The sequence below is a fragment of the Modestobacter sp. VKM Ac-2983 genome (assembly GCF_026967885.1).
Taxonomy (GTDB): Bacteria; Actinomycetota; Actinomycetes; order Mycobacteriales; family Geodermatophilaceae; genus Modestobacter.
Map to the genome: position 1 here is coordinate 1,078,582 of NZ_JAPVBK010000002.1, position 22,441 is coordinate 1,101,022.

Annotated in this window: 19 protein-coding genes and 1 tRNA gene; 7 read left to right on the forward strand and 13 right to left on the reverse strand. The window is 72.3% G+C overall.

Going from position 1 to position 22,441, the window contains the following annotated elements; translation table 11 throughout:
* Positions 1-251 precede the first annotated feature (251 nt).
* Together O2W18_RS11575 and O2W18_RS11580 are read left to right on the forward strand one after the other, a co-directional pair.
* Positions 252-479, forward strand: coding sequence for a helix-turn-helix domain-containing protein (locus O2W18_RS11575; RefSeq protein WP_269164262.1), 228 nt, complete (start codon positions 252-254; stop codon positions 477-479).
* Positions 480-723: 244 nt separating this feature from the next.
* Positions 724-1,713, forward strand: a complete 990-nt coding sequence (locus O2W18_RS11580) for a tyrosine-type recombinase/integrase (RefSeq protein ID WP_269187661.1) — start codon at positions 724-726, stop codon at positions 1,711-1,713.
* A 100-nt stretch (positions 1,714-1,813) separates the two neighbouring features.
* Here O2W18_RS11580 and O2W18_RS11585 read toward each other — a convergent pair.
* The 8 genes from O2W18_RS11585 to xylA all read right to left on the reverse strand — a co-directional run bounded on the left by O2W18_RS11585 (position 1,814) and on the right by xylA (position 9,213).
* Positions 1,814-1,887: transfer RNA gene (locus O2W18_RS11585), tRNA-Pro, on the reverse strand.
* A gap of 75 nt (positions 1,888-1,962) precedes the next feature.
* Entirely contained in the window at positions 1,963-3,327 is a 1,365-nt protein-coding gene (gene der, locus O2W18_RS11590) for a ribosome biogenesis GTPase Der (protein ID WP_269187662.1), read from the reverse strand.
* The gene (gene cmk, locus O2W18_RS11595; protein ID WP_269172683.1) at positions 3,324-4,010 is read right to left on the reverse strand and encodes a (d)CMP kinase; all 687 of its coding nucleotides are present in this window, start codon (positions 4,008-4,010) and stop codon (positions 3,324-3,326) included. Before cmk ends, der begins: the two co-directional genes overlap by 4 nt.
* Entirely contained in the window at positions 4,007-4,369 is a 363-nt protein-coding gene (gene aroH / locus O2W18_RS11600) for a chorismate mutase (RefSeq protein WP_269187663.1), read from the reverse strand. Before aroH ends, cmk begins: the two co-directional genes overlap by 4 nt.
* A 109-nt stretch (positions 4,370-4,478) precedes the next feature.
* Positions 4,479-5,396 carry an aldose 1-epimerase family protein gene (locus O2W18_RS11605; RefSeq protein ID WP_269187664.1) on the reverse strand — a complete coding sequence of 306 codons (918 nt, stop codon included), beginning with the start codon at positions 5,394-5,396 and terminating at the stop codon, positions 4,479-4,481.
* Entirely contained in the window at positions 5,393-6,460 is a 1,068-nt protein-coding gene (locus tag O2W18_RS11610) for an ABC transporter ATP-binding protein (RefSeq protein WP_269187665.1), read from the reverse strand. Before O2W18_RS11610 ends, O2W18_RS11605 begins: the two co-directional genes overlap by 4 nt.
* 104 nt (positions 6,461-6,564) lie before the next feature.
* Positions 6,565-7,986: a xylulokinase gene (gene xylB, locus O2W18_RS11615; protein ID WP_269187666.1), complete on the reverse strand. Its 1,422-nt coding sequence runs from the start codon at positions 7,984-7,986 to the stop codon at positions 6,565-6,567.
* A 36-nt stretch (positions 7,987-8,022) separates the two neighbouring features.
* Complete coding sequence (gene xylA / locus O2W18_RS11620) at positions 8,023-9,213, reverse strand: xylose isomerase (RefSeq protein ID WP_269187667.1); 1,191 nt, start codon at positions 9,211-9,213, stop codon at positions 8,023-8,025.
* A gap of 464 nt (positions 9,214-9,677) precedes the next feature.
* Between xylA and O2W18_RS11625 the strand changes: the two genes are divergently transcribed.
* Positions 9,678-10,670, forward strand: a complete 993-nt coding sequence (locus tag O2W18_RS11625) for a LacI family DNA-binding transcriptional regulator (protein WP_269187668.1) — start codon at positions 9,678-9,680, stop codon at positions 10,668-10,670.
* Positions 10,671-10,727: 57 nt separating this feature from the next.
* Here the strand turns inward: O2W18_RS11625 and arfA are convergent, their stop codons facing one another.
* The 4 genes from arfA to O2W18_RS11645 all read right to left on the reverse strand — a co-directional run bounded on the left by arfA (position 10,728) and on the right by O2W18_RS11645 (position 17,003).
* Positions 10,728-12,236, reverse strand: a complete 1,509-nt coding sequence (arfA, locus tag O2W18_RS11630) for an arabinosylfuranosidase ArfA (protein ID WP_269187669.1) — start codon at positions 12,234-12,236, stop codon at positions 10,728-10,730.
* Positions 12,236-13,261 carry an acetylxylan esterase gene (locus tag O2W18_RS11635; RefSeq protein WP_269187670.1) on the reverse strand — a complete coding sequence of 342 codons (1,026 nt, stop codon included), beginning with the start codon at positions 13,259-13,261 and terminating at the stop codon, positions 12,236-12,238. The genes arfA and O2W18_RS11635 overlap by 1 nt, the downstream gene beginning before the upstream one ends.
* The gene (locus tag O2W18_RS11640; RefSeq protein WP_269187671.1) at positions 13,261-15,603 is read right to left on the reverse strand and encodes a glycoside hydrolase family 3 N-terminal domain-containing protein; all 2,343 of its coding nucleotides are present in this window, start codon (positions 15,601-15,603) and stop codon (positions 13,261-13,263) included. The genes O2W18_RS11635 and O2W18_RS11640 overlap by 1 nt, the downstream gene beginning before the upstream one ends.
* A 128-nt stretch (positions 15,604-15,731) precedes the next feature.
* Positions 15,732-17,003, reverse strand: coding sequence for an endo-1,4-beta-xylanase (locus O2W18_RS11645; protein ID WP_269187672.1), 1,272 nt, complete (start codon positions 17,001-17,003; stop codon positions 15,732-15,734).
* 152 nt (positions 17,004-17,155) lie between these two features.
* Here O2W18_RS11645 and O2W18_RS11650 point away from each other — a divergent pair, with 152 nt between their 5' ends.
* From O2W18_RS11650 to O2W18_RS11665, 4 genes are all read left to right on the forward strand, one after another.
* Positions 17,156-18,403, forward strand: a complete 1,248-nt coding sequence (locus O2W18_RS11650; RefSeq protein WP_269187673.1) for an ABC transporter substrate-binding protein — start codon at positions 17,156-17,158, stop codon at positions 18,401-18,403.
* Between the two features lie 7 nt (positions 18,404-18,410).
* The gene (locus O2W18_RS11655; protein WP_269187674.1) at positions 18,411-19,394 is read left to right on the forward strand and encodes a carbohydrate ABC transporter permease; all 984 of its coding nucleotides are present in this window, start codon (positions 18,411-18,413) and stop codon (positions 19,392-19,394) included.
* 37 nt (positions 19,395-19,431) lie between these two features.
* Positions 19,432-20,268 (forward strand): carbohydrate ABC transporter permease, encoded by an 837-nt coding sequence (locus O2W18_RS11660; protein WP_269187675.1) that lies wholly within the window; start codon positions 19,432-19,434, stop codon positions 20,266-20,268.
* Between the two features lie 151 nt (positions 20,269-20,419).
* Entirely contained in the window at positions 20,420-21,412 is a 993-nt protein-coding gene (locus O2W18_RS11665; RefSeq protein ID WP_269187676.1) for a LacI family DNA-binding transcriptional regulator, read from the forward strand.
* Between the two features lie 134 nt (positions 21,413-21,546).
* Here O2W18_RS11665 and O2W18_RS11670 read toward each other — a convergent pair whose 3' ends face one another.
* Complete coding sequence (locus tag O2W18_RS11670) at positions 21,547-22,389, reverse strand: pseudouridine synthase (RefSeq protein WP_269187677.1); 843 nt, start codon at positions 22,387-22,389, stop codon at positions 21,547-21,549.
* Positions 22,390-22,441 lie beyond the last annotated feature (52 nt).

Sequence of the window (22,441 nt, forward strand, 5' to 3'; positions counted from 1 at the left end):
CGGCGAGTGGTCCGAGAAGACGTCGCCAGCCTCGGCGGTGGCCGGGCCCTCGATGGAGGCGATCATCGCCAACCGCGGCTGACGGAAGCTGATCGATCCATGGCTGCTGGTCCAGGACGTTCCTGCGAAAAGCGCAGGGCGTCGCCGATCTCGCGCTCGGCGGCTGTCATGGATGGGGCTGCCATGCCGCCTCTCCTGCCAGGAGGACGTGCCAGGGGGGCGGGTCCGCGGACGCTGATGAGGGGCGCGACATGGCCGAGCCGCAGCTGCTCAGGGACGTGCTGGCGGAAGATCCGCTGCTGCTGACCGCTGCACAAGCCGCGAAAGCACTCAGCATCAGCCGCACGACCCTCTACACGCTGATCAACATCGGCGCTCTGCGTCCTGTGCACATCGGACGAAGTTGTCGGTTGTCCCGAGCCGAGCTCCAGCGCTACGTCAATCGGTTGGAGGCTTCGGACCGAACCGAGCTGCGCTGACTCCCCGGGCTCGATCGCCGATGGCGCGGTGAAGCGGCCGGCTGCAGACAGCGAGCGCGGCATCGGCAAGGAGCCCTGACGGAAGACAGCAGAGGACGACGTGGCGAAGCGAGCGAACGGCGAGGGCTCGGTCTTCAGACGGAGCGACGGCAGGTGGTCAGACGAGGTCAGCTACCGCGACGAGTACGGGACCATGAAGCGCAGGACGGTCTACGGGCGGACGCAGACCGAGGTCCGATCGAAGATGAAGGTCCTGCGCGAACGGCTTGATGCAGGTGCACCGGTGAAGGACACCACCATGTCGCTGAGCGCGTGGCTGGAGGACTGGAGCACCAAGGCACTGCCCGCCAGCGACCGCAGGCAGGCGACCATCGACCTGTACGCCACGATCGCTCGCAAGCACCTGGTCCCCGCCCTCGGGACCCGGCCACTGGACCGAATTCGGCCGTCGGACGTTGAGGCGCTCATCGTGTCCAAACGGACGGCGGGCCTGGCGCCCTCCACCGTGCGCACCATCTACACCGTGCTGCGGGCTGCCCTCGACATCACCGTGCGCGATGGCCTCCTCGGCCGGAACCCTGCCGCGGCAGTCAGGCGCCCGGCAGTCGAGCGCCAGGACGCTGCCTTCCTCACGGTGGACGACGCCCATCGCCTTCTCGACTCCATGCGAGGCGAGCGGCTGGAGCCACTGTTCCGATTGATGCTGGCCACCGGACTCCGCCGCGGGGAGGCACTTGGGCTGCACTGGTCGGACGTCGACCTCGACGGCGGCACGCTCAGGGTCCGCTGGACGCTGACCCGAACCTCGAAGGGTCTCCAGCTCGGCGAGCCGAAGACCGAGAAGTCGCGCCGGTCGGTTCCACTCCCCCGCTCGACGGTCGCAGCGCTGCGGGCACACCGTCAGCAGCAGGCCACGGAGCAGCTCGCGGCCGGTGAAGCCTGGCGGGACAGCGACCTCCTCTTCACGACGGAGGTCGGCACACCGCTGGAGCCGCGCAACGTGCTCCGAAGGTTCGAGACCCTCGCCGAGCGAGCCGGTCTCCGCGACGTCCACCTGCACACGTTGCGGCACTCGGCCGCGAGCTTCCTGCTCGCCGCCGGCACGCACACGAAGGTCGTGCAGGAGCACCTCGGCCACTCGTCCTACGCGATCACCGCCGACATCTACAGCCACGTGGCACCGGAGCAACGGCGGGAAGCCGCTGACCGGCTCGATGAGGCGTTGGACTGGTGATCCTGCTGTCTGGAGTCGCGTTGCTGTACCGGTTGCTGTATTCACGGAAGAGGCGGGCCGCCCGTTTCGGACGACCCGCCTCTCACCTGCAACTTCTCTGTCGGGCTGACAGGATTTGAACCTGCGACCCCTTGACCCCCAGTCAAGTGCGCTACCAAGCTGCGCTACAGCCCGAGCTCCGGGTACCTCACGGCCCCGGTCGCTGCCGGAGAAGGTTACCGCACCCGGTTCCCCACCCCGCGGGCCGGGTCAGCCCTTGCGGTCGCGCGCCTTGGACTCACGCACCTTGATCGACACGTCGATCGGCGTGCCGTGGAAGCCGAACTGCTCGCGCAGCTTGCGCTCCAGGAACCGGCGGTACCCGGCCTCCAGGAAGCCGGTGGAGAAGACCACGAACCGGGGCGGCCGGACGTCGGCCTGGGTGACGTACTTGATCTTCGGGGCGCGGCCACCGCGGGCCGGCGGCGGGGTCTCCTGCACCAGCGCCCGGATGAACGTGTTGAGCTCCGCGGTGGGCACCCGGGTCTCCCAGCCGGCCAGCGCCGTCTTCAGGTGACCGGCCAGCTTGTTCACCCCTCGACCGGTGGTCGCCGAGATGTTGACCCGGGTGGCCCACTTGATCCGGGCCAGGTCGCGGTCGATCTCCTTCTCCAGCTGGGCGTGCCGGTCCTCGTCGACGTTGTCCCACTTGTTGAAGGCGATGACCAGCGCCCGCCCGGCGTCGATCACCTGGGTGATCACCCGCTGGTCCTGCTCGCTGATCACCTCGTCGGCGGCCAGCAGCACGACGGCGACCTCGGCGGCCTCGATGGCGGCCTCGGTGCGCAGGCTGGCGTAGTACTCGGTGCCGCTGGCGGTGTTGACCTTGCGGCGCAGCCCGGCGGTGTCGACGAACCGCCACTGCTCACCACCCAGGGTGACCAGGGAGTCGACCGGGTCGACCGTGGTGCCGGCCACCGAGTCGACGACCGAGCGCTCCTCCTTGGACAGCCGGTTGATCAGGCTCGACTTGCCGACGTTCGGCCGGCCGACCAGCGCCACCCGGCGGGGACCGCCCAGGTCCTCCTGCTCACGAGGCGCCTCCGGCATCGCGTCCAGCACCAGGTCCAGCAGGTCACCGCTCCCCCGGCCGTGCAGCGCGCTGACAGTGAACGGCTCGCCCAGGCCCAAGGACCACAGCTCCGCGGCCCCGGCCTCGCCGCGCTCGTCGTCGACCTTGTTGGCCACCAGGATCACCGGCTGCTTGCTGCGGCGCAGCACCCGGGCTGCGGCGAGGTCGGTCTCGGTCGCCCCGACGGAGGCGTCGACGACCAGCACGATCACGTCCGCGGTCTTCATCGCGTACTCGGCCTGCCGGGCGATGGACGCCGCCATGCCGGTCGCCTTGGGCTCCCAGCCGCCGGTGTCCACGACGGTGAAGCTGCGGCCGTTCCACAGCGCCTGGTACGGGATCCGGTCGCGGGTGACGCCCGGGACGTCCTGCACCACCGCGGCGCGGCGGCCGAGGAAGCGGTTGACCAGCGTCGACTTGCCGACGTTGGGGCGGCCCACGACGGCCACCACCGGCAGCGGGCCGGTGTGCTCCCCGCCGGGGAGATCGGTGTCGGTGCTCATGCGGGCTCTCCTACTGCTGTGCGAGCCAGGTCGAGCACACGCTCGACCACGGCATCACGGTCCAGCCCGGTGCTGTCGACGACCACGGCGTCGACAGCTGGGCGCAGCGGGCTGTCTGCCCGGCTGCTGTCGTACTCGTCCCGCCGCCGCAGGTCGGCGGCGATCTCGGCGATCTTGGTGGGGTCGGTGACCCCGAGCTGACCGGCCCGCCGCTGGGCGCGGGCTTCGGGTGCGGCGGTCAGGTAGACCTTCACGGTGGCGTCCGGCAGGACGACGGTGCCGATGTCCCGGCCCTCGACGACGACCGCATCGGCCTCGGCGACCAGCGCGCGCTGCCGGTCCACCAGCATCCGGCGCACCGCGGGGACGGCGGAGACCGGCGACACCGTGCGGGTCACCTCGGCACCCCGGATCCGCGCGGCGACGTCGACGCCGTCGACCAGCACCAGTTCTGCACCGGCCGTCGTCCCCACCTGGATGTCGGCGGAGGCGACCGCGCGGGTCACGGCATCGGGATCGGTCAGGTCGACCCCGGCGTCGAGCACCGCGACGGTCGCCGCCCGGTACATCGCGCCGGTGTCCAGGTAGGCCGCGCCCAGCCGGGCGGCGACGTCCCGGGCGACGCTGGACTTCCCCGTGCCCGACGGCCCGTCCAGGGTCACCTGGCCACGGAACCCGCTCACTGTGCGATGTCCCGACGCAGGGCGACCGCGCCCCGCAGGTAGACGTGCTGCACCTCGGCGCGGCTCCGCCCCGTGTCCACGTGCGCCATCAGCCGCAGCACCCGCGGGAGCGCGTGCGGCACGGCGATCTCGGTGGCGCACATCAGCGGGACGTCGCCCAGCCCCAGCTCCCGCGCGGCCAGCGCAGGGAACTCCGACACCAGGTCGGGCGTGGCGGTGAACAGGATGCTGATCAGGTCAGCGGGGTCCAGCTCGTTGCGCGCCAGGACGGTGCTCACCAGCTCCCGGGTGGCGTCCAGCACCTCGTCCCGGTCGTCGGCGGCCACCTGGGTCGCACCGCGGATGGCTCGGACGGCCACAACACTCTCCTCGATCGATGCGGTGCGCGGGTCGCCGTGCACCTCGATCGAGTCTACGGAGCCCGCGCCACCTCTCCCGCCGGACGGCGGGAGAGGTGGTCGAACGGGCTCAGCCCAGGGGCGCGAGGCCCCAGGTCGCCGTGGTGGACTCCCCCGGCTCCAGGCGGATCACCGACTCACCGGTGGCGAAGGCGTTCGGCGGGCAGGTCATCGGCTCGACGGCCAGCCCCTGCCGGCGGCGCGGTTCGGGCACCACGTCGCCGGTGAACAGCTGCAGGTGGCTGTAGGCCGAGTCCAGCCAGAGCGCGGCGCCACGCCCGTCCGGGCCGGTGAACCGCACCCAGGCCAGCCCGTCGGCGTCCCGCTCGAGGTCGGTGAAGGCGTGGTCGATGACCAGGTCCCCGACGGCCCGGCCGCCGCGCAGGTCAAAGGGGGTGCCGGCCACCGGGACCGAGCCGGTGGGGATGCCCCGCCCGTCGGTCTCCAGCCGGGTCCGCCCCGGGGACTCCAGCACGCAGTCGTCCACCCGCAGCCCCGGTCCGGCGGCCAGGTAAGGGTGGTGCCCCTCGCCGTAGGGCAGCGCGACCGCACCCTCGTTGACGGCGGTGGTGGTCACCCGCAGCCCTTCGGTCGACAGCTCGTAGGCCACCTGGAGGCGCAGGGCGAACGGGTAGCCGGGCTGCGGGTGCAGCAGGTGCTCCAGCGTGATGCCGTCGCTGCTCCGGTCGACCACGTGCCAGGCCGAGAAGCGCACCAGGCCGTGGATCGCGTTGGCCTGCTCCGGCTCGCTCAGCGGCGTCCGGTGCTCCTCGCCGTCCCAGGTGTAGCAGCCGTCGGCCAGCCGGTTGGGCCAGGGCACGAGCACGTGCCCCCGGACGTTCCCGGCCATCTCGTGCTCGCCGTAGCCGTCCACGAGGGCCCGGCCGGCGGCGTGGTAGGACCGCAGCCCGCCCCCCACCTCGACCACGGTCGCCTCGGACCCGGCGCAGCGGAGGGTGAACTGCTCTCCAGTGGGCAGGACCGTCATCCCAGACGCGCCCCGGACTCGAGGGAGAACAGGTGCACGTGGTCCGGGCGGGCCGTCACGTGGACGATCTCCCCCGCGCGCGGGGGACGTCGGCCGTCGACCCGGGCGATGATCGGCTGCTCCACGTCCTCGAACAGGGCCCGGCCGTACAGGTACGCGTCTGCGCCGAGCTCCTCGACGACGTCGATCTCCACCGGCAGACCCTCGGCGGAGAGGTCGAGGTCCTCGGGCCGCACGCCGAGCGTGAGCCTGGGCTCGGCACCCAGCACGTCGCGCGCCACCGGGTGCAGGACCCCGCCGAAGCGGACCCCGCCGTCGCCGACCGGCACCTCCAACAGGTTCATCGCCGGGGAGCCGATGAAGCCGGCCACGAAGGCGTTCGCCGGGCGGTCGTACAGCTCACGGGGGGCACCGACCTGCATGAGCAGGCCGTCCTTGAGCACCGCGACCCGGTCGCCCATGGTCATCGCCTCGACCTGGTCGTGGGTGACGTAGACGGTGGTGATGCCCAGCCGGCGCTGCAGCGAGGCGATCTGGGTGCGGGTCTGCACCCGCAGCTTCGCGTCCAGGTTGGACAGCGGCTCGTCCATCAGGAACACCTGCGGCTTGCGCACGATCGCCCGGCCCATCGCCACCCGCTGGCGCTGGCCACCGGAGAGCGCCTTCGGCTTGCGGTCCAGGTAGGGCTCCAGGTCCAGCAGCCGGGCCGCGTCCTCCACCCGGGCGCGGCGCTCCTCCTTGCCCATCCCGGCGATCTTCAGCGCGAAGCCCATGTTGTCCGCGACCGTCATGTGCGGGTAGAGCGCGTAGTTCTGGAACACCATCGCGATGTCCCGGTCCTTGGGGGCGACGTCGGTGACGTCCTGGTCCCCGATGAGGATGCGACCGCCGTCGACCTCCTCCAGCCCGGCGAGCATCCGCAGGGAGGTCGACTTCCCGCAGCCCGACGGACCGACCAGCACGAGGAACTCCCCGTCCTGGACCTCCAGGTCCAGCGAGTCGACCGCAGGTCGCTGACCCGCTTGGTAGATCCGGGTCGCGGAGTCGAAGGTAACGGTGGCCATGGTGTCCTCCTACCGGCAGGAACGTGCCGGACGATCCGAGTGGGTGGTGCCGTGGACGTCGAGATGCGGTGCATGTTCTACCGCCTGGCGGCGGCGTCGGGTGCTCACACCCGGTCGGCGGTCATCTCCCGGGCCTCCGCATACCGCTCGCGCACGAACGGGACCGGGTCCGCCTGGTAGGTCTGCGTGCTGGTCGCGGGCCAGACCGGCGGGGCGTCCCCACCGGCCAGCACCCACGCCGCCTGGCGGGCCGCGCCGTCGGCGACGTACTCCCCCGGCGGCGGCACCAGCACCGGCACCCCCAGCACCGCAGGTGCCAGCCGGCGCACTGCCTCGGAGCGCGCTCCGCCCCCGACCAGGAGCACCCGGCGCACCGGGTTGCCCTGGGCGGCGATCGCCTCGAGCCCGTCGGCCAGGCCGCACAGCAGCCCCTCCACCGCGGCGCGCGCCAGGTGCGCCGGGTCGGCGGTCGACAGGGTCAGCCCGTGCAGTGCACCGGTGGCGTACGGCTTGTCCGGTGTCCGCTCCCCCTCCAGATAGGGGACCAGGACCAGGCCGCCGGAGCCGGCGGGCGCGGTCAGCGCCAGCCGGGACAGCTCGTCGTGGTCCACCCCGAGGAGGCGGGCCGTGGCGTCCAGCACCCGGGCGGCGTTGAGCGTGACGACCAGGGGCAGGAAGTTGCCGGTGGCGTCGGCGAACCCGGCGACGGTGCCGCTCGGGTCGGCCGACGGCGTGGTGGAGACGGTGGAGACGACACCCGAGGTGCCGATGGAGAGGACGACGTCGCCGGGCTCGGCGTTGATGCCGAGCGCCGCGGCGGCGTTGTCGCCGGTCCCCGGGCCGAGGACGGCGCCGCCGTCGGCGGCGACCGCGCCCGCCGCCACCGAGCCGGCCCGCTCGGCCGGGCCGAGCACCCGGGGCAGCACCGGGGTGCGGCCGCCGAACGCCCGCTCCAGCAGGTCGGTGCGGTACTCCCCGGTGAACGGCGACCAGTAGCCCGTGCCGCTGGCATCGCCCCGGTCGGTGACCAGTCCGTCCAGGCCGGGCGAGCCGGCCAGTCGCCAGGTGAGCCAGTCGTGCGGGAGGCAGACCGCCGCCGTCCGGTCCGCGTTCTCCCGCTCGTGCTCGGCGAGCCAGCGGAGCTTGGTGACGGTGAACGACGCGACCGGCACGAGCCCGACGGCGTCGGCCCAGGCCTGCCCGCCGCCGAGCTCGGCGGTGAGGTCGGTGGCCGCCTGGGCGGACCGGGTGTCGTTCCACAGCAGCGCCGGGCGGACGACCTCGCCGTCGGCGTCCAGGCACACCATCCCGTGCTGCTGCCCGCCGACGGCGACCGCGGCGACGTCGGCGAGGCCGCCGGCCTCGTCGATCGCCGTCCGCAGCGCCGCCTCCCAGGCGGCGGGGTCGACCTCGGTGCCCTCCGGGTGGCTCGCCCGGCCCTCCCGGACCAGATGACCCGTCTCGGCGTCCCGGACGACGACCTTGCACGACTGGGTCGACGAGTCGACCCCCGCCACCAGTGTCATGACCTGCTCCTGCTGCTCTCTGCGGTCGGGGTCAGGTCAGCGGGCGCCGAGCAGGTGCTCGATCATCAGCTGGTCGACCCGGACGACGCCGGCACCGCGCTTGGCCACGGCATCGGCGTCGAAGTCCTCGAACGCGGAGCGGTCGGCCAGCAGGTCCTCGAAGGTCTCGCCGGCGGCGAGGGTGGGCTGGCGCAGCTCAGGCACCCGCGCAGCGGCCAGCGCCTCCTGCACCTCCGGGTCGGCCCGGAACGCCGCGGCGCGCTCCTTGAGCAGCAGGTAGGTGCGGATGTTGGCCGCGGCCGAGCGCCACACGCCGTCCATGTCCTCGGTGCGCAGCGGCTTGTAGTCGAAGTGCCGCGGGCCGTCGTAGGCCGGGGCGCCGTCGACGCCGCCGTTCTCCAGCAGGTCGACGGTGGAGAAGGCCTGCAGCAGGTCACCGTGACCGAAGACCAGGTCCTGGTCGAACTTCGGGCCGTGCTGACCGTTGAGGTCGATGTGGAACAGCTTGCCGGCCCACAGCGCCTCGGCGATGCCGTGGGTGAAGTTCAGGTTCGCCATCTGCTCGTGCCCGGTCTCCGGGTTGAGGCCGACCAGGTGCGAGTGCTCGAGCTTGGCGATGAAGCCCAGCGCGTGCCCGATCGTGGGCAGGAAGATGTCGCCGCGGGGCTCGTTCGGCTTGGGCTCCAGCGCGAACTTCAGGCCGTAGCCGCGGGCCTCCGAGTAGGCGGCCAGGGTGTCGATGGACTCGGCGTAGCGGTCCAGCGCGGCGATCAGGTCCTTGGCCATGTCGACCTCGGCGCCCTCGCGCCCGCCCCACAGCACGTAGGTCTGCGCGCCCAGCTCGGCGGCCAGGTCCATGTTCCGCATGACCTTGCGCATCGCGTAGCGGCGGACCTCGCGGTCGTTGGCGGTCAGGCCACCCTCCTTGAACACCGGGTGGGTGAACAGGTTGGTGGTCACCATGGGGACGACCAGGCCGGTCTCGTCGATCGCGGTGCGGAAGCGCTTGATGTGCGCGTCCCGCGCAGCGGTGTCGCTGCCGAAGGGGATCACGTCGTCGTCGTGGAAGGTGACGCCGTAGGCGCCCATCTCGGCGAGGCGGTGCACCGACTCGACGACGTCCACCGGCGCACGGGTGGCGGTGCCGAACGGGTCCGCGGCCGGCCAGCCGACGGTCCACAGGCCGAAGGTGAACTTGTCCTCGCGGGTGGGCTTCAGGTCGGACATCGGGCGGTTCCTCTCAAGGACTCTGGAGCAGGAGACGACGTCCCCGCCGGACGGCGTGGGACCGGAGCCGGCGGGTGCTGCGACGGGCGATCAGGTGCTCGCCGACGAGGACGACACCGACAGTGTCACCCCGCCGGTCGGCCGGGAGCCAGCGACCCCGATCGACCCACCGTTCCAGCAATGCGGCCCGAAAGTTGCGGGCGGTTCTCGACAACCTAAGACGCGGTCAGTCCGGTGTCAACGGCCACATCCGAACACGTCCAGCGCGCCGACGCCACCGGAACAGCGCCCCGCTCCGCCCGACGTCCGACCGCCTCGGTCGTGGTCGAAAGGCGCTCCGAGGTTCGTTGTGGGTGCGGGGTCTCCGAAACTCTTTCGATAGGAGTGGCCCGAAGTTACGATCACCCCGGCCGACACCCGGCGTCCAGCCGGGCCAGGCATCGCGCCATGACCCAGGAGGCCCCGTGACACAGCAGCCGAACCGACCCACCCTGGCGGTGATCGCCGCGGCGGCGGGGGTCTCGTTGCCGACGGTCTCCAAGGTGCTCAACGGCAAGCAGGACGTCGCAGCCGCCACCCGGGCGCACGTCCAGCAGGTCCTCCAACAGCACAACTACGTCCCCCTGACCCCCAGGCCGCCGGCCCGCCCGCTCGTCGACGTGGTCTTCACCGCGCTGGACAGCCCGTGGGCGATGGAGATCCTGCGGGGGGTGACCGAGGCCGACCTCGAGGTCGTGGTCACGTCCCGGTCCCGGTCCTCCGCCGGGGACTGGGTCCAGGAGCTGATCACCGGCGGTCGCCAGGGCGCCATCGTGGTCACCTCCCGCCTGACCGCAGCCGACCAGCGGCGGCTGGGCGGCTGCAAGCTGCCGGTCGTCGTCATCGACCCGGTCGACATGCCCGGTCAGGAGGTGCCCAGCGTCGGTGCCACCAACTGGTCCGGCGGCCTCGCCGCGACCGAGCACCTCATCGAGCTCGGGCACCGGCGGATCGCCGTGATCGGCGGGCAGCAGGACTACCTCTGCAGCCGGGCACGCATCGACGGCTACCGGGCGGCCCTCGATCGGGCCGGCATCCCCTTCGACCCGGCACTGGTGCGGCACGGCAACTTCCACCACGCCGGCGGGTACGAGCAGGCGCGGGCGGTGCTGGAACTGGCCGATCGCCCCACCGCCGTCTTCGCCGGCAGTGACGAGCAGGCCTTCGGCGTGCTGGAGGCCGCGCGCAAGGCCGGGCTGTCCGTACCGGGCGACCTCAGCGTGGTCGGCTTCGACGACCTGCCGATGGCCCGGTGGTCCTCGCCGCCGCTGACCACCGTCCGGCAACCGCTGGCCGACATGGGGCGCATGGCCGGCCGCATGCTCCACGACCTCATCACCGGCGCGCGGCTCGAGACCCAGCGGGTCGAGCTGGCCACGCACCTGGTGCTCCGGGCCTCCACCGCCCGCCCCTCCTGACCCCCTGACCGGCCGGGCCGCCGGGACCGGTGGTCCGCACGGTCCCGGCGGCGGCGCTCAGCCGAGGGACACCGCCGTCCACGAGACCGGCGGCAGGGTGACCCGCAGCGTGCCGTCCGCGACCGTGGCCCGCGGATTCGGCCGCAACCCGACCCGCGCCGGCCGCTCGCTGGTGTTCGCGGCGTGCGGGTCTGGGTCGGACAGCGTCAGCGCCTCCTCGACGGTGCCCACGCCGAGCGCCGACACGTCCACGGAGACCTCTGCCTCGTCGGTCTGCGACCGGTTCACCAGGAACACGGCCGCCACACCCGCGTCGGCGTCGGCGGTGGCGGCGGCGTCGACCAGCGGCACCTCGCCGTGCTCGGCGGTGACGTGGCTCGGGCCGTCGACCTCGACCTGGAGGGCGACGCCCCGCGCCAGCCGGGAGGTGGTCGCGAAGGGGAAGAACGTCGTCTTGCGCCACGCCGGCCCCTGCGGCTCGGCGGCGATGGGCGCGATCACGTTGACCAGCTGGGCCATCGAGGCGCTGGTCACGCGGTCCGCGTGGCGGATCAGCGACATGAGGACGTTGCCGACGACGACGGCGTCGGCAACGGTGTAGGGCTCCTCGCTGATGGCCGGCGCGACCGGCCAGTCGTCGATCCGCTTCGGCAGGCCCGACTGCACCCTCGAGGCGTACCAGACGTTCCACTCGTCGAAGGAGATGTCCATCCGCTTCGAGCTCCTGCGCACCGAGCCCACGTGGTCGGCGGTGGCGACGACCGTCTCGATGAAGTGGTCGGTGTCGGTCGCCGACGCCAGGAACGAGTCCAGGTCGCCGTCCTTCTCCTCGTAGTAGGCGTGGCAGGAGATGAAGTCGACGTCGTCGTAGGCGTGGGTCAGCACGACCCGCTCCCACTCCCCGAAGGTGGGCATGCCCGCGCCCGACGAGCCGCAGGCGACGAGCTGCAGGTCCGGGTCGACCTGGCGCATGGCCTTCGCGGTCCGGGAGGCGAGCTTGCCGTAGTCCTCGGCGGAGAGCTGGCCGAGCTGCCAGGGCCCGTCCATCTCGTTGCCGAGGCACCACATCCGCACGTCGAGAGGTTCCGTGCGCCCGTTGCGGATCCGCTGTTCCGCCAGCGCCGTGCCGGAGGGCACGTTGGCGTACTCGAGCAGATCGAGCGCCTCGAGGGTGCCGCGGGTGCCGAGGTTCACGGCGAGCATGAGCTCGGCGTCGACCTCCTCCAGCCACGACGCGAACTCGTGCAGGCCGACCTCGTTGGTCTCGGTGCTGTGCCAGGCGAGGTTGAGCCGCACGGGGCGTTCGCTGCGCGGTCCGACGCTGTCCTCCCACTGGAACCCGGAGACGAAGTTGCCCCCGGGGTACCGGACCGTCGTCACCCCCAGCTCCTTGACCAGGTCGATCACGTCCCGGCGGAAGCCGTCCGTGTCCGCCGTCGGGTGCGCCGGCTCGTGGATGCCGCCGTACACACCGCGGCCCATGTGCTCGACGAAGGCGCCGAAGAGCCGCCGGGACACCGGCCCCACCGGTCGCGCCGGGTCCAGCGTGAGACGTGCGTGCAGCATCAGACCTCCTCCGAGGACGTGGTGGCCGGCTCGGCCACCACCGGGCCGGGCACTCGGAGCAGGTCGCGCAGCCAGGTGAGCTGCTCCCGCTGCTGGTGCACCTCGCCGCCCTCGTGGTCGTTGAACGGGTAGACCCGGATGTCCTTCGGGCCGGCGTAGGCGTGGTAGGCCGCGAACACCGTGGACGGCGGGCAGATCTGGTCCATGAGGGCCACGGAGAACAGCGCCGGCGCCGAGGCCCGGCGGGCGAGCACCGCGCCGTCGAAGTAGCTCAACGTCGCGAAGACGCGGTCCACGCGGTCCCGGTGGGCCTTGAGGTACCGGACGATCTCCCCGTACGGATCGCCCGGGGCGATCCGCGTGGCTCGCGGGAAGTCGCAGAGGAACGGCACGTCGGGCATGACCGCCCGCACCCCCGGCGCGAGCGCCGAGACGGCCAGCGCGATCCCGCCGCCCTGGCTGATGCCGGCGACCGCGACCCGGTCGCCGTCGACCCCCGGGTGACCGCGCAGCACCTCCAGAGCCCGGACGGCGTCGGTGTAGACCCGCCGGTAGTAGTACTCCTGGGGCGACAGCACGCCCCGGGTCAGGAACCCCGGTTGCGCGGCCGCCGAGCCCACCGGGTCGCCGGTGTCACCCACCGTCCAGCCGCTGCCCTGACCACGGGTGTCGACCACCAGCTGGGCGAACCCCGCCGAGGCCCAGAAGACGTGCTCGTGCGGCAGCCCGCGGCCGCCGTTGTAGCCCTGGTACTGGACCACCCCGGGCAGCGGCCCGTCCCCGCGCAGGGCGCGGGCGGGCAGGTGCAGCCAGGCGCGCACCGGCGAGCCGCCCGCGCCGGCGAAGGACACGTCGAGGGTCTCGACGGTCATCAGCCCGGAGTCGACCGGCGTCCAGGACGCGTCCAGCGGCCACCGCCCCGCCTCCTCCAGGGTGGCGTCCCAGAACTCCTGGAGGTCGTCGGGCGCCGGCAGGTGCGGGGTGTAGCGCCGGAGCTCCTCCAGGGGCAGGTCGGTGTGCGGCATCAGCCGTCGTGCCGGTGCTCGACGACCGTCTCGGGGTGCAGCTGCCGCTCGAACCCGACGGTGCGGCGGCTGCCGGTGAGGGTGCACCGGAGGACCTGCCGCACGTCGGTGCTCGACGCGCCCACCCGGAGCTCCACCTCGCCCGGCTCGACGATCCGCCCGCCCTCCCGCCCGGTGAAGGAGGTGAGGTCGGCGTGCAGCCGGAAGCGCACGGTCGCCGCGCAGCCCGCCGCGAGGTCGACCCGCTGGGCGGCCATGAGCGCCTGCACGGGACGGACCACCTCGGCGGCGACGTCGTGCAGGTAGACCTGCACCACCTCGGTGACCTCCCGGTCGGTGTCGTTGCGGAGCTCGACCTCGACCTCGGTGGTCCCGGCGGTGTCCCACTCCGCGCCGGTGCCCAGCCGGACGTCGCCCCAGGTGGCCGAGCCGTACCCCAGGCCGTGCCCGAACGGGAACAGCGGCGTCGGGTCCACGCTGCTCACGTCGGTGAGCCGGCCGAGAGCCGCGGCGAGGTAGGTCCCGGGCTGGCTGCTGCCCGCGCGGGGGAAGCTCACCGGCAGCCGGCCCGACGGGCCGACCCGGCCGCTGAGGACGTCGGCGACCGCGGGGCCGCCCTCCTCACCGGGGAAGAAGCCGCACACCACCGCGGCGAGCCGGTCGACCTGCCGGGACAGCTCGTACGGGCGGCCGACCAGCAGGACGAGCACCACCGGGGTGCCGGTTGCCAGCAGGGCCTCCAGCAGCTCCTCCTGGCGCCCCGGCAGCCGAAGGTCCACGGCGTCGCAGCCCTCACCGGAGGTCCCGTTGCCGAACAGACCCGCCTGGTCACCGAGGACGGCGACGCACACGTCGGCCTCGGCCGCAGCGCGCGCGGCGGCCGCGATCGCCTCGTCGTCGCCGCCCACCACCGGGCAGCCCTCGGCGACGACGACGTCGTAGGCCTCCGGCGCGGCCTTCATCGCCTCGGCGAGCGTCGGGATGTCGACCCCCACCGGCACCTCCGGGTGGTGCACGCCCACGTGCATCGGGAAGGAGTAGCAGCCGAGCATCGCCTGGGCGGTGTCCGCGCGGGGACCCACCACCGCCAGCTTCGCCCCGGGGCTGAGGGGCAGCGTCCCGTCGTTGGCCAGCAGCACGACCGAGCGGCGGGCGAGGTCGCCGGCCACCGCCCGGGACTCCGCGGAGTCGAGCGAGACGGCCCCGTCCAGGACCGCCGGCGAGTCCGGCGACCAGTCGGCGTCGAGCAGGCCGAGCTCGCACTTCTGCAGCAGCACCCGGCGCAGCGCCCGGTCGACCAGCGCCTCGTCCACCGCACCGCCGCGGACCGCCTCGACCAGGGGCTGGCCGTAGCAGGCCACCGTCGGCAGCTCCACGTCGATCCCGGCCTCGAGGGCGAGCGCGGCGGCCTCCCCGGGCGAGCCGGCGACACCGTGCAGGGCCTGGAGGAAGGCGATCGAGAAGTAGTCGGCGACGACCGTGCCGGTGAACCCGTAGGACTCGCGGAGCAGCGACGTCAGCAGCGCCGGGTCCCCTGCCGAGGGCACCCCGTCGATGTCGGTGTAGGAGTTCATGACCGACCGCGCCCCGGCCTTCAGAGCCATCTCGAAGGGCGGGAGGAACACGTCGGCGATCTCCCGCGGCCCGGCGGAGACCGGCGCGAGGTTGCGGCCGGCCCGCGAGGCGGAATAGCCGACGAAGTGCTTGAGCGTCGCGACGATGCCGCTGGACTCCAGTCCGCGGACGTAGGCGCTGCCGATCGTGCCGACCAGGTGCGGGTCCTCGCCCATCGTCTCCTCGACCCGGCCCCAGCGCAGGTCGCGGGCGACGTCGAACACCGGGGCCAGCCCCTGGTGGACGCCGAGCCGGCGCATGTTCTCCCCGATCAGGGCCCCCATGCGCTGCACGAGCTCCGGGTCGAAGCTGGCCGCCCAGCACAGCGGTGAGGGGAAGACGGTCGCCGTCCACGCGGCCAGCCCGGTGAGGCACTCCTCGTGCACCAGGGCGGGGATGCCGAAGCGGCCGGCGGCCATGATCTGCCGCTGGCTCTCCGCCAGGCCCTTGGCCCCGACCAGCGGGTCCACCGGTGCCGTACCGAACGGCCTGGTCAGCTGGCCGAGCCCGCTGCGGATCAGCTCCTCCCAGTCCACCGGCGCCGCGGCCATCTCGTGCTGGTGCGGGGCGACCTCACCCTCGGTCGCGTCGATGCCCACCCACACGCCGTAGAGCTGCGCGACCTTCTCCTCCAGCGTCATGCGGCCGAGGAGGTCCGCCACCCTGTCCTCGGACCGGGCATCCGGGTCGCGCCAGAGCGCAGGGCCGTTGTCGACGTTCGTGACCATGCTTGGGAGAGTCCGTCCTGTGTCGTCGTTGCTGGTGCGGCGATCCGAGTGGCCGCCTGTGCCGGGGGACGGCCGCGGCGGGCGCTGCGCCCGCACCATCCTGCCCCGGCCTCAGGGTGGTGCACCGGTCAGGGCAGGGTGACCGCCGGCATCGGCGCGTCGGCCCGCAGCTGCCAGGAGGCCGTGCCACCCGCCGCCGAGAGCGAGTAGTCGCCGGCCCAGCCGCGCACGGCCACCCGGCCCTCGCCGTCGGTGCGCAGCCGGGTCGGGGCCAGCCACCAGTCCTCCTTGACCAGGCCGCGGAGGGCGTCGTAGGCAGGCTTGGGGGTGCCGTCGGCGCGCACGAGCCCCGCCGGCGCGCCCAGCCAGGCCCCCTCGTCGGTGATCCCCCAGTAGGTCACGGCCTGCACCGCGGGGTGGGCCAGCAGCGTCCGGTAGTGGCGGACGACGTCGTCGGCCTGCCGTTGCTCACCGGCCGGCGTGGACGGCCACTCGTCGACCTGGTGGTCGTTGAGGTCCACGATCTCGGGCGGCATGAGGTCCCCGGAGACCAGGGTGGTCTCGGTCCAGTGCAGCGGCAGCCCGTAACGGGCGAACCGGTCGCAGACCTCCTGGGTCCGCTCCTCCCCCCAGTAGCCCTGGTGCATGTGGCTCTGCAGGCCGATCGCGTCCACCTGCACCCCGGCTTCCAGGACGCCCTCGATCAGGCACTCGTAGGCCGTGCCGAGGTTGAAGTCGTTGAGGACCAGCGTCGCGGCCGGGTCCGCGCCGTGCGCCTCGTCGAAGGCGAGCCGGATGGTGGGGATCCGACCGATGCGCCGGCACAGCCGGGTGATCGCGTTCTGCTGCTCCTCGTTGCTGAACACCGGCATGATCGCGACCTCGTTGATCGCGTCCCAGGTGTCGACCAGGCCGGCGAAGGAGCTGACCTCCCGCCGCACCCGTGCGCGCACGATCTCCTCGACCTCGGCGTCGGTGTGCTCCCGCAACCAGTCCGGAGCCAGCGTGTGCCAGACCAGCGGGTGGCCCTTGACCGCCACGCCCCGGTCGCGGAACCACCGGGCCGCAGCCTGCAGCCGCGCGGTGTCGGGCCGGCCCTCCGCGGGTTCGAAGCCGGCCCAGTAGAAGGGCAGCGTCGCGGTGTTGAAGACGTCGAGGAACAGCTCCTCGAGCCGCCCGGCGGCGGCTGGATCGGCGCCGCCGAACACGTTCTCCCGGCCCGCCCCCTGCTCCTGGTTGGCCAGGCCGACGAAGTCGAACCCGATGTTGCCGAACGCGAACTCGTGCCGGACCTGTTCGACCAGCACCTCGGTGTCGGCACAGGGCGAACCGTCCGCCCGCCGGACCGTGAGGGTGGCGTCGATCGAGCGGACCGCGTGGACGGCGGTGTCGGAGGTCATGTGCGAAATCGTTATCGACATCGATTGACAACGCAAGTGTCCGCTGCCACCTTCGACAACGTGTTGCACGCCACTCGGTGTGCGAAGTGACGAAGGGGTCAGACATGCGGCGTTCGGGGCGAGCAGCTCTCTCGGTGCTGTGCGGCAGCGCAGTGCTGCTCACGGCAACTGCCTGTGGTGGCGGTGAGGACAGCACCGCAGCAGGAAGTGACGACAACACGATCACCTGGTGGCACAACTCCAACAACGAGCCCGGCCGGGGCTACTACGAGCAGGTGGCCACGGAGTTCGAAGAGGCCAACCCGGGGGTCGAGGTCGAGGTCGTGGCCATGGCCCACGAGGACATGGTCGACCGGCTGGCGGCCGCCTTCCAGAGCGGTGACCTGCCGGACGTGTACATGGAGCGCGGCGGCGGCGAGCTCGCCGACCACGTGGAGGCCGGCCTGGTCCAGGACCTCTCCCAGGAGTCCGACGAGGTGATCGACAAGCTCGGCGGCAACGTCTCCGGGTGGCAGGTCGACGGCCAGACCTACGCGCTGCCGTTCTCCCTCGGCGTCGTGGGCTTCTGGTACAACACCGCACTCTTCGAGCAGGCCGGGATCACCGAGGCGCCGCAGACGATGGAGGAGCTCTACGCCGCCATCGACCAGCTGAAGGCCGCGGGGATCACGCCCATCTCGGTCGGCGCGGGCGACAAGTGGCCCGCCGCCCACTACTGGTACTACACGGCGCTGCGCGCCTGCGGCCAGGACGTCCTCGAGGACGCGGTCACCAGCCTCGACTTCACCGACGAGTGCTTCGTGCAGGCCGGCGAGGTCCTCACAGAGCTGCTGGACACCGAGCCGTTCAACCCCGGCTTCCTCACCACGCCGGCGCAGGAGGGCGCCTCCTCCGCCTCCGGCCTGCTCGCCACCGACCAGGTCGCGATGGAGCTGGCCGGTCACTGGGAGCCCGGCGTGATGCAGGGCCTGACCGATGACGGTGCGGGCCTCGGCGAGAACACCGGGTGGTTCGCCTTCCCGGCCATCGAGGGTGGCGAGGGCGACCCCGAGGCACAGCTCGGCGGTGGCGACGCGTGGGCCGTCTCGACCGGCGCCACCGACGGGTCGGTCGACCTCGTCAACTACCTGCTCTCCGACGAGGTGCAGACCGGGTTCGCGGAGAACGACATGGGCCTCCCGACCAACCCGGCCGCCACGAGCGCCGTCTCCGACCCGGCGCTCGCCCAGCTGCTCGAGGTCCGCGACGCGGCCCCGTACATCCAGCTGTACTTCGACACCGCCTTCGGGCAGTCGATCGGTGGCGCGATGAACGACTCGATCGCCCTCATGTTCGCCGGCGAGGCGACGCCGCAGGAGATCGTGGACGCGACCATGCAGGCCGCCGAACTGGAGAAGTGATCCACCGATGACCGAAGTGACCGCTGCGCCGGCGGCGACGTCCTCCGGCGCAGCGGTCACCCGGGGCGGCGCAGACGCCCCCCGGGTGACCGGCCGTCGCCGGGGCGCCAAGCGCCGGCAGCGCCTCGAGATCCTCCTGTTCGTGACGCCAGCACTGGCGTTGATGGCGCTCTTCGTCCTCTACCCGGTCTTCTCCGCGGCCCGGATGTCGCTGTACAGCTGGAAGGGCTTCGGCCCGATGGACGACTTCATCGGCCTGGCCAACTACTCGCGCGTGCTGACCGATGAGGTCTTCACCGACGCGGTCATGCACAACTTCATCATCGTCTTCGCCTCGATCGCGGTGCAGCTGCCGCTGGGCCTGGCGCTGGCGCTGCTGCTCAACCGCCGGATCAAGGGGCGCGGGCTGCTGCGGACGATCGTCTTCGTCCCGTACGTGCTGGCCGAGGTGATCGCCGGCGTCGTGTGGTTCCAGCTGCTGCAGCCCCGCACCGGGCTCCTCGAGCAGGCCGTGTCCTCGGTAGGGCTCCCGGTCCCCGAGCAGGGCTTCCTGGGCACCCCCGACCTGGCGCTGGCCACCGTCTTCGTCGTCCTGACGTGGAAGTACCTCGGTCTGGCCGTGCTGCTCTTCCTCGCCGGGCTGCAGGGCGTCCCCGACGAGCTGCACGAGGCCGCACAGCTCGACGGCGCCTCGTGGTGGCAGGTCCAGCGCCGGATCGCCGTCCCGCTCCTCGCGCCCACCATCCGCACCTGGGTCTTCCTGTCGATGATCGGCTCGTTGCAGCTGTTCGACATGGTCTGGATCCTCACCGGCGGTGGCCCGGCGAACGCGACGACGACGATGGTCACCTACCTGATCAGCATGGGGACCCAGCGCAGCAACTACGGGATCGCGGGCGCGGCATCCGTCGTGCTCTTCCTGATCGGCTTCGCCATGGCGCTGGCCTACCAGTTCCTGGTGCTGCGTCGCGACACGAAGGCCGATGCATGAACCGGGTCGAGCAAGGACGAAGAGGAGGACGGCGCTGATGGCACGGCGAGCAACCACGTACGGGCGCGGCGGCCCGTTGGTCTACCTGATCGCCCTGGTGGTCGTCGCGGTCACGCTCGGGCCGGTGCTCTACGGCGCCCTCGGCGGCTTCCGCACCAACGCCCAGCTGGCACGCGACCCCGCCGGGCTCCCCGACCCGTGGGTGTTCAGCAACTACACCAACGTCCTGAGCAATGGGGCCTTCTGGCAGTACACGCTCAACTCGACCGCGATCGCCCTCATCACCACGGTGGTGGCGGTGCTCGCCGGCGTGATGGCCGCCTACCCGCTGGCGCGCTACCAGTTCAAGCTCCGGGAGCCGCTGTTCCTGGTCTTCGTGCTGGGCCTGCTGTTCCCGGCCGCGGTGGCCATCATCCCGCTGTTCATCCTGGTCACCCAGGACCTGGGGCTCGGCGACACGTGGTGGGGCGTCGCGCTGCCGCAGGCGGCGTTCGCGCTGCCGGTCACGGTGGTGATCCTGCGGCCGTTCCTGGCGGCGCTGCCGAAGGAGCTCGAGGAGGCGGCCATGCTCGACGGCGCCACCCGCGTGGGCGTCTTCTGGCGGATCGCGGTCCCGCTGTCGATGCCGGCCCTGGTGACGGTCGGGGTGCTGGCCTTCGTCACCTCCTGGAACGCCTACCTCCTCCCGCTGCTCCTGCTGCGGGGCGAGACGCGCACCCTTCCGCTGGGCGTGGCCGACTTCTCGACCCAGTACTCTGCCGACACCGCAGGGGTGCTGGCGTTCACCACCATCGCCATGATCCCGGCGCTCATCCTGTTCCTCGCGATGCAGGGGCGCATCGTGAGTGGGCTCCAGGGCGCGGTCAAGGGATGAGCCGGGCACCCGGTGTCGACCCCGGACCAGGAGAGGGTGGTCGGTGAAGCTCGACTCGACACCGGACGAGGTCGTCCCGGGCCTGCTCGTGGGCGGGCACGCGAGCTCGAGCACGCGCCTCCCCACGCCTCCGTTGCGCGGCAGGGTGACGATGCAGCAGGTCGCCGCCGAGGCCGGCGTCTCGATCTCCACCGTGTCGAAGGTGATCAACGGGCGGTACGGCGTCTCGGCGGAGACGGTCGACCACGTCACCCGGGTGATCGGCCGGCTCGGCTACGAGGCGAGCCTCGTCGCGCGCAGCCTGCGCAACCGTCGCACCAACGTCATCGGCGTGCTCGTCATGGACTTCGAGCCCTTCAGCACCGAGGTCCTCAAGGGCGTGGCCGACGCCATCCACGGCACCGGTTACGAGTTGATCGCCTACTCCGCCGGTGGCCACGTGGAGGCCCGGGAGGGCTGGGAGAGACGGTCGCTCACCCGGTTGATGGCGACCTTGGTCGACGGTGCGGTGCTGGTCACGCCCACGGTCACCGACGTGCAGGCCGACGGTCCGGTGGTGGCGGTCGACCCGCAGGCCGGGCCGTCGGCGCTGCCCGCCGTGGCCGCGGACAACCTCCAGGGCGCGCGCCTCGGGGTCGAGCACCTGATCAGGCTCGGGCACACCCGGATCGGCATGATCACCGGTCGTTCGGACCTGATGTCCGCGCAGCAGCGGGAGCAGGGGTACCGCGATGCGATGGCCGCCGCGGGACTGCGCGTCGACGAGGCGCTCATGCGGTCCGGCGGGTTCGAGCCGGACCTCTCTCGCGTGGCGGCTCGTGAGCTGCTGTCCGGCACCGATCGACCGACCGCGGTGTTCGCCGCGAACGACCTCTCTGCGCTGGCGATGCTGGAGGTCGCGCAGGAACTGGGCATCGACGTGCCTGGTCAGCTGTCGGTGGTCGGCTTCGACAACATCCCGGAGTCCGTGCTCGCCGACCCCTCGTTGACCACGGTGCAGCAGCCGATCCGCCGGATGGGCCAGGAGGCCACGGAGATGCTCCTCGCCCTGATCGCCGGCGAGGACGTGCACGACCTCGACCGGACCCTGGACACCTCGCTGGTGCTGCGCGCGTCCACCGCGCCGCCCGGGCAGGCTCCCTGACCGACACGCACCCACCCCGGTGGGAGGTCCCCCGTCCTGAGCGGTGACGACTGCGGCCGCCGACCCGAGTGGGTCGGCGGCCGCAGTCGTGTGTGGTCGGCCCTCCTGCGGGGCGCGGGCAGGAGGGCCTCCCCTCAGAGACCGACGAGCTCGTGCAGGGCACCGACCTCCGTGCGGGTGAGCTTGCGGATCGTGCCGCTCCGCATCCGGGCCAGCTCGATCGGCCCGATCGCGGTGCGGGTGAGCCGGTTGACCGGCAGCCCGACCTCGTCCAGCAGCCGGCGCACGACGTGCTTGCGGCCCTCGTGCAGGACGACCTCGACCACCGACTGGCCGGCGTGGGTGTCCACGACCTGGAAGGAGTCGACGACGACGGGGCCGTCCTCCAGCTCCACGCCCTTGCGCAGCCGGCGGGTCACGTCCCGCGACACCGAGCCGCTGACCTGCGCGAGGTAGGTCTTCTTCACCTCGTAGGAGGGGTGCGCCAGCCGGTGGGCCAGCTCGCCGTCGGTGGTGAGCAGCAGCAGACCCTCGGTGTCCTGGTCCAGTCGGCCGACGTGCACGAGCCCGGTGGCCAGGTCGCCCATCATGTCGCCGACGCTGGGCCGCCCACGCTCGTCGCTCATCGACGTGATGACGCCGAAGGGCTTGTTCATCGCGTAGGTGACCTTGTCGTTGCGGATGTCGATCCGCCGGCCGTCGACGGCGATGACGACGGTGTCCGGGTCGACCCGCTTGCCCTGGACCCGGACGACCTGGCCGTCCACCGAGATCCGGCCCTGGTCGATCATGTCCTCGCACACCCGGCGGGAGCCGACGCCGGCCCGGGCGAGGACCTTCTGCAGTCGTTCGCCGGGGGCGTCGTCGTCGGGCTCGGTCGGCTCGGCGTCCCGGGGGTGCGCCGGGGCGAGCTCCATGTCCTCGGACCAGCCCTCGCCGCCGGAGCTGGTGGGCGTGTCGTCTGCAGTCGTGTCCATCCCCACCAGTCTCCCACCTCCGGGCCGCAACGATCGCCACCCTCGGTCGGGC

Excerpts from the sequence above, each read along its gene's own strand:
- O2W18_RS11575 (WP_269164262.1), top strand. The coding sequence starts at position 252 with ATGGCCGAGCCGCAGCTGCTCAGGGACGTGCTGGCGGAAGATCCGCTG.
- O2W18_RS11580 (WP_269187661.1), top strand. The coding sequence starts at position 724 with ATGAAGGTCCTGCGCGAACGGCTTGATGCAGGTGCACCGGTGAAGGAC.
- der (WP_269187662.1), bottom strand. The coding sequence starts at position 3,327 with ATGAGCACCGACACCGATCTCCCCGGCGGGGAGCACACCGGCCCGCTG.
- O2W18_RS11605 (WP_269187664.1), bottom strand. The coding sequence starts at position 5,396 with ATGACGGTCCTGCCCACTGGAGAGCAGTTCACCCTCCGCTGCGCCGGG.
- O2W18_RS11610 (WP_269187665.1), bottom strand. The coding sequence starts at position 6,460 with ATGGCCACCGTTACCTTCGACTCCGCGACCCGGATCTACCAAGCGGGT.
- xylB (WP_269187666.1), bottom strand. The coding sequence starts at position 7,986 with ATGACACTGGTGGCGGGGGTCGACTCGTCGACCCAGTCGTGCAAGGTC.
- xylA (WP_269187667.1), bottom strand. The coding sequence starts at position 9,213 with ATGTCCGACCTGAAGCCCACCCGCGAGGACAAGTTCACCTTCGGCCTG.
- arfA (WP_269187669.1), bottom strand. The coding sequence starts at position 12,236 with ATGCTGCACGCACGTCTCACGCTGGACCCGGCGCGACCGGTGGGGCCG.
- O2W18_RS11635 (WP_269187670.1), bottom strand. The coding sequence starts at position 13,261 with ATGCCGCACACCGACCTGCCCCTGGAGGAGCTCCGGCGCTACACCCCG.
- O2W18_RS11640 (WP_269187671.1), bottom strand. The coding sequence starts at position 15,603 with ATGGTCACGAACGTCGACAACGGCCCTGCGCTCTGGCGCGACCCGGAT.
- O2W18_RS11645 (WP_269187672.1), bottom strand. The coding sequence starts at position 17,003 with ATGACCTCCGACACCGCCGTCCACGCGGTCCGCTCGATCGACGCCACC.
- O2W18_RS11655 (WP_269187674.1), top strand. The coding sequence starts at position 18,411 with ATGACCGAAGTGACCGCTGCGCCGGCGGCGACGTCCTCCGGCGCAGCG.
- O2W18_RS11660 (WP_269187675.1), top strand. The coding sequence starts at position 19,432 with ATGGCACGGCGAGCAACCACGTACGGGCGCGGCGGCCCGTTGGTCTAC.
- O2W18_RS11665 (WP_269187676.1), top strand. The coding sequence starts at position 20,420 with ATGCAGCAGGTCGCCGCCGAGGCCGGCGTCTCGATCTCCACCGTGTCG.
- O2W18_RS11670 (WP_269187677.1), bottom strand. The coding sequence starts at position 22,389 with ATGGACACGACTGCAGACGACACGCCCACCAGCTCCGGCGGCGAGGGC.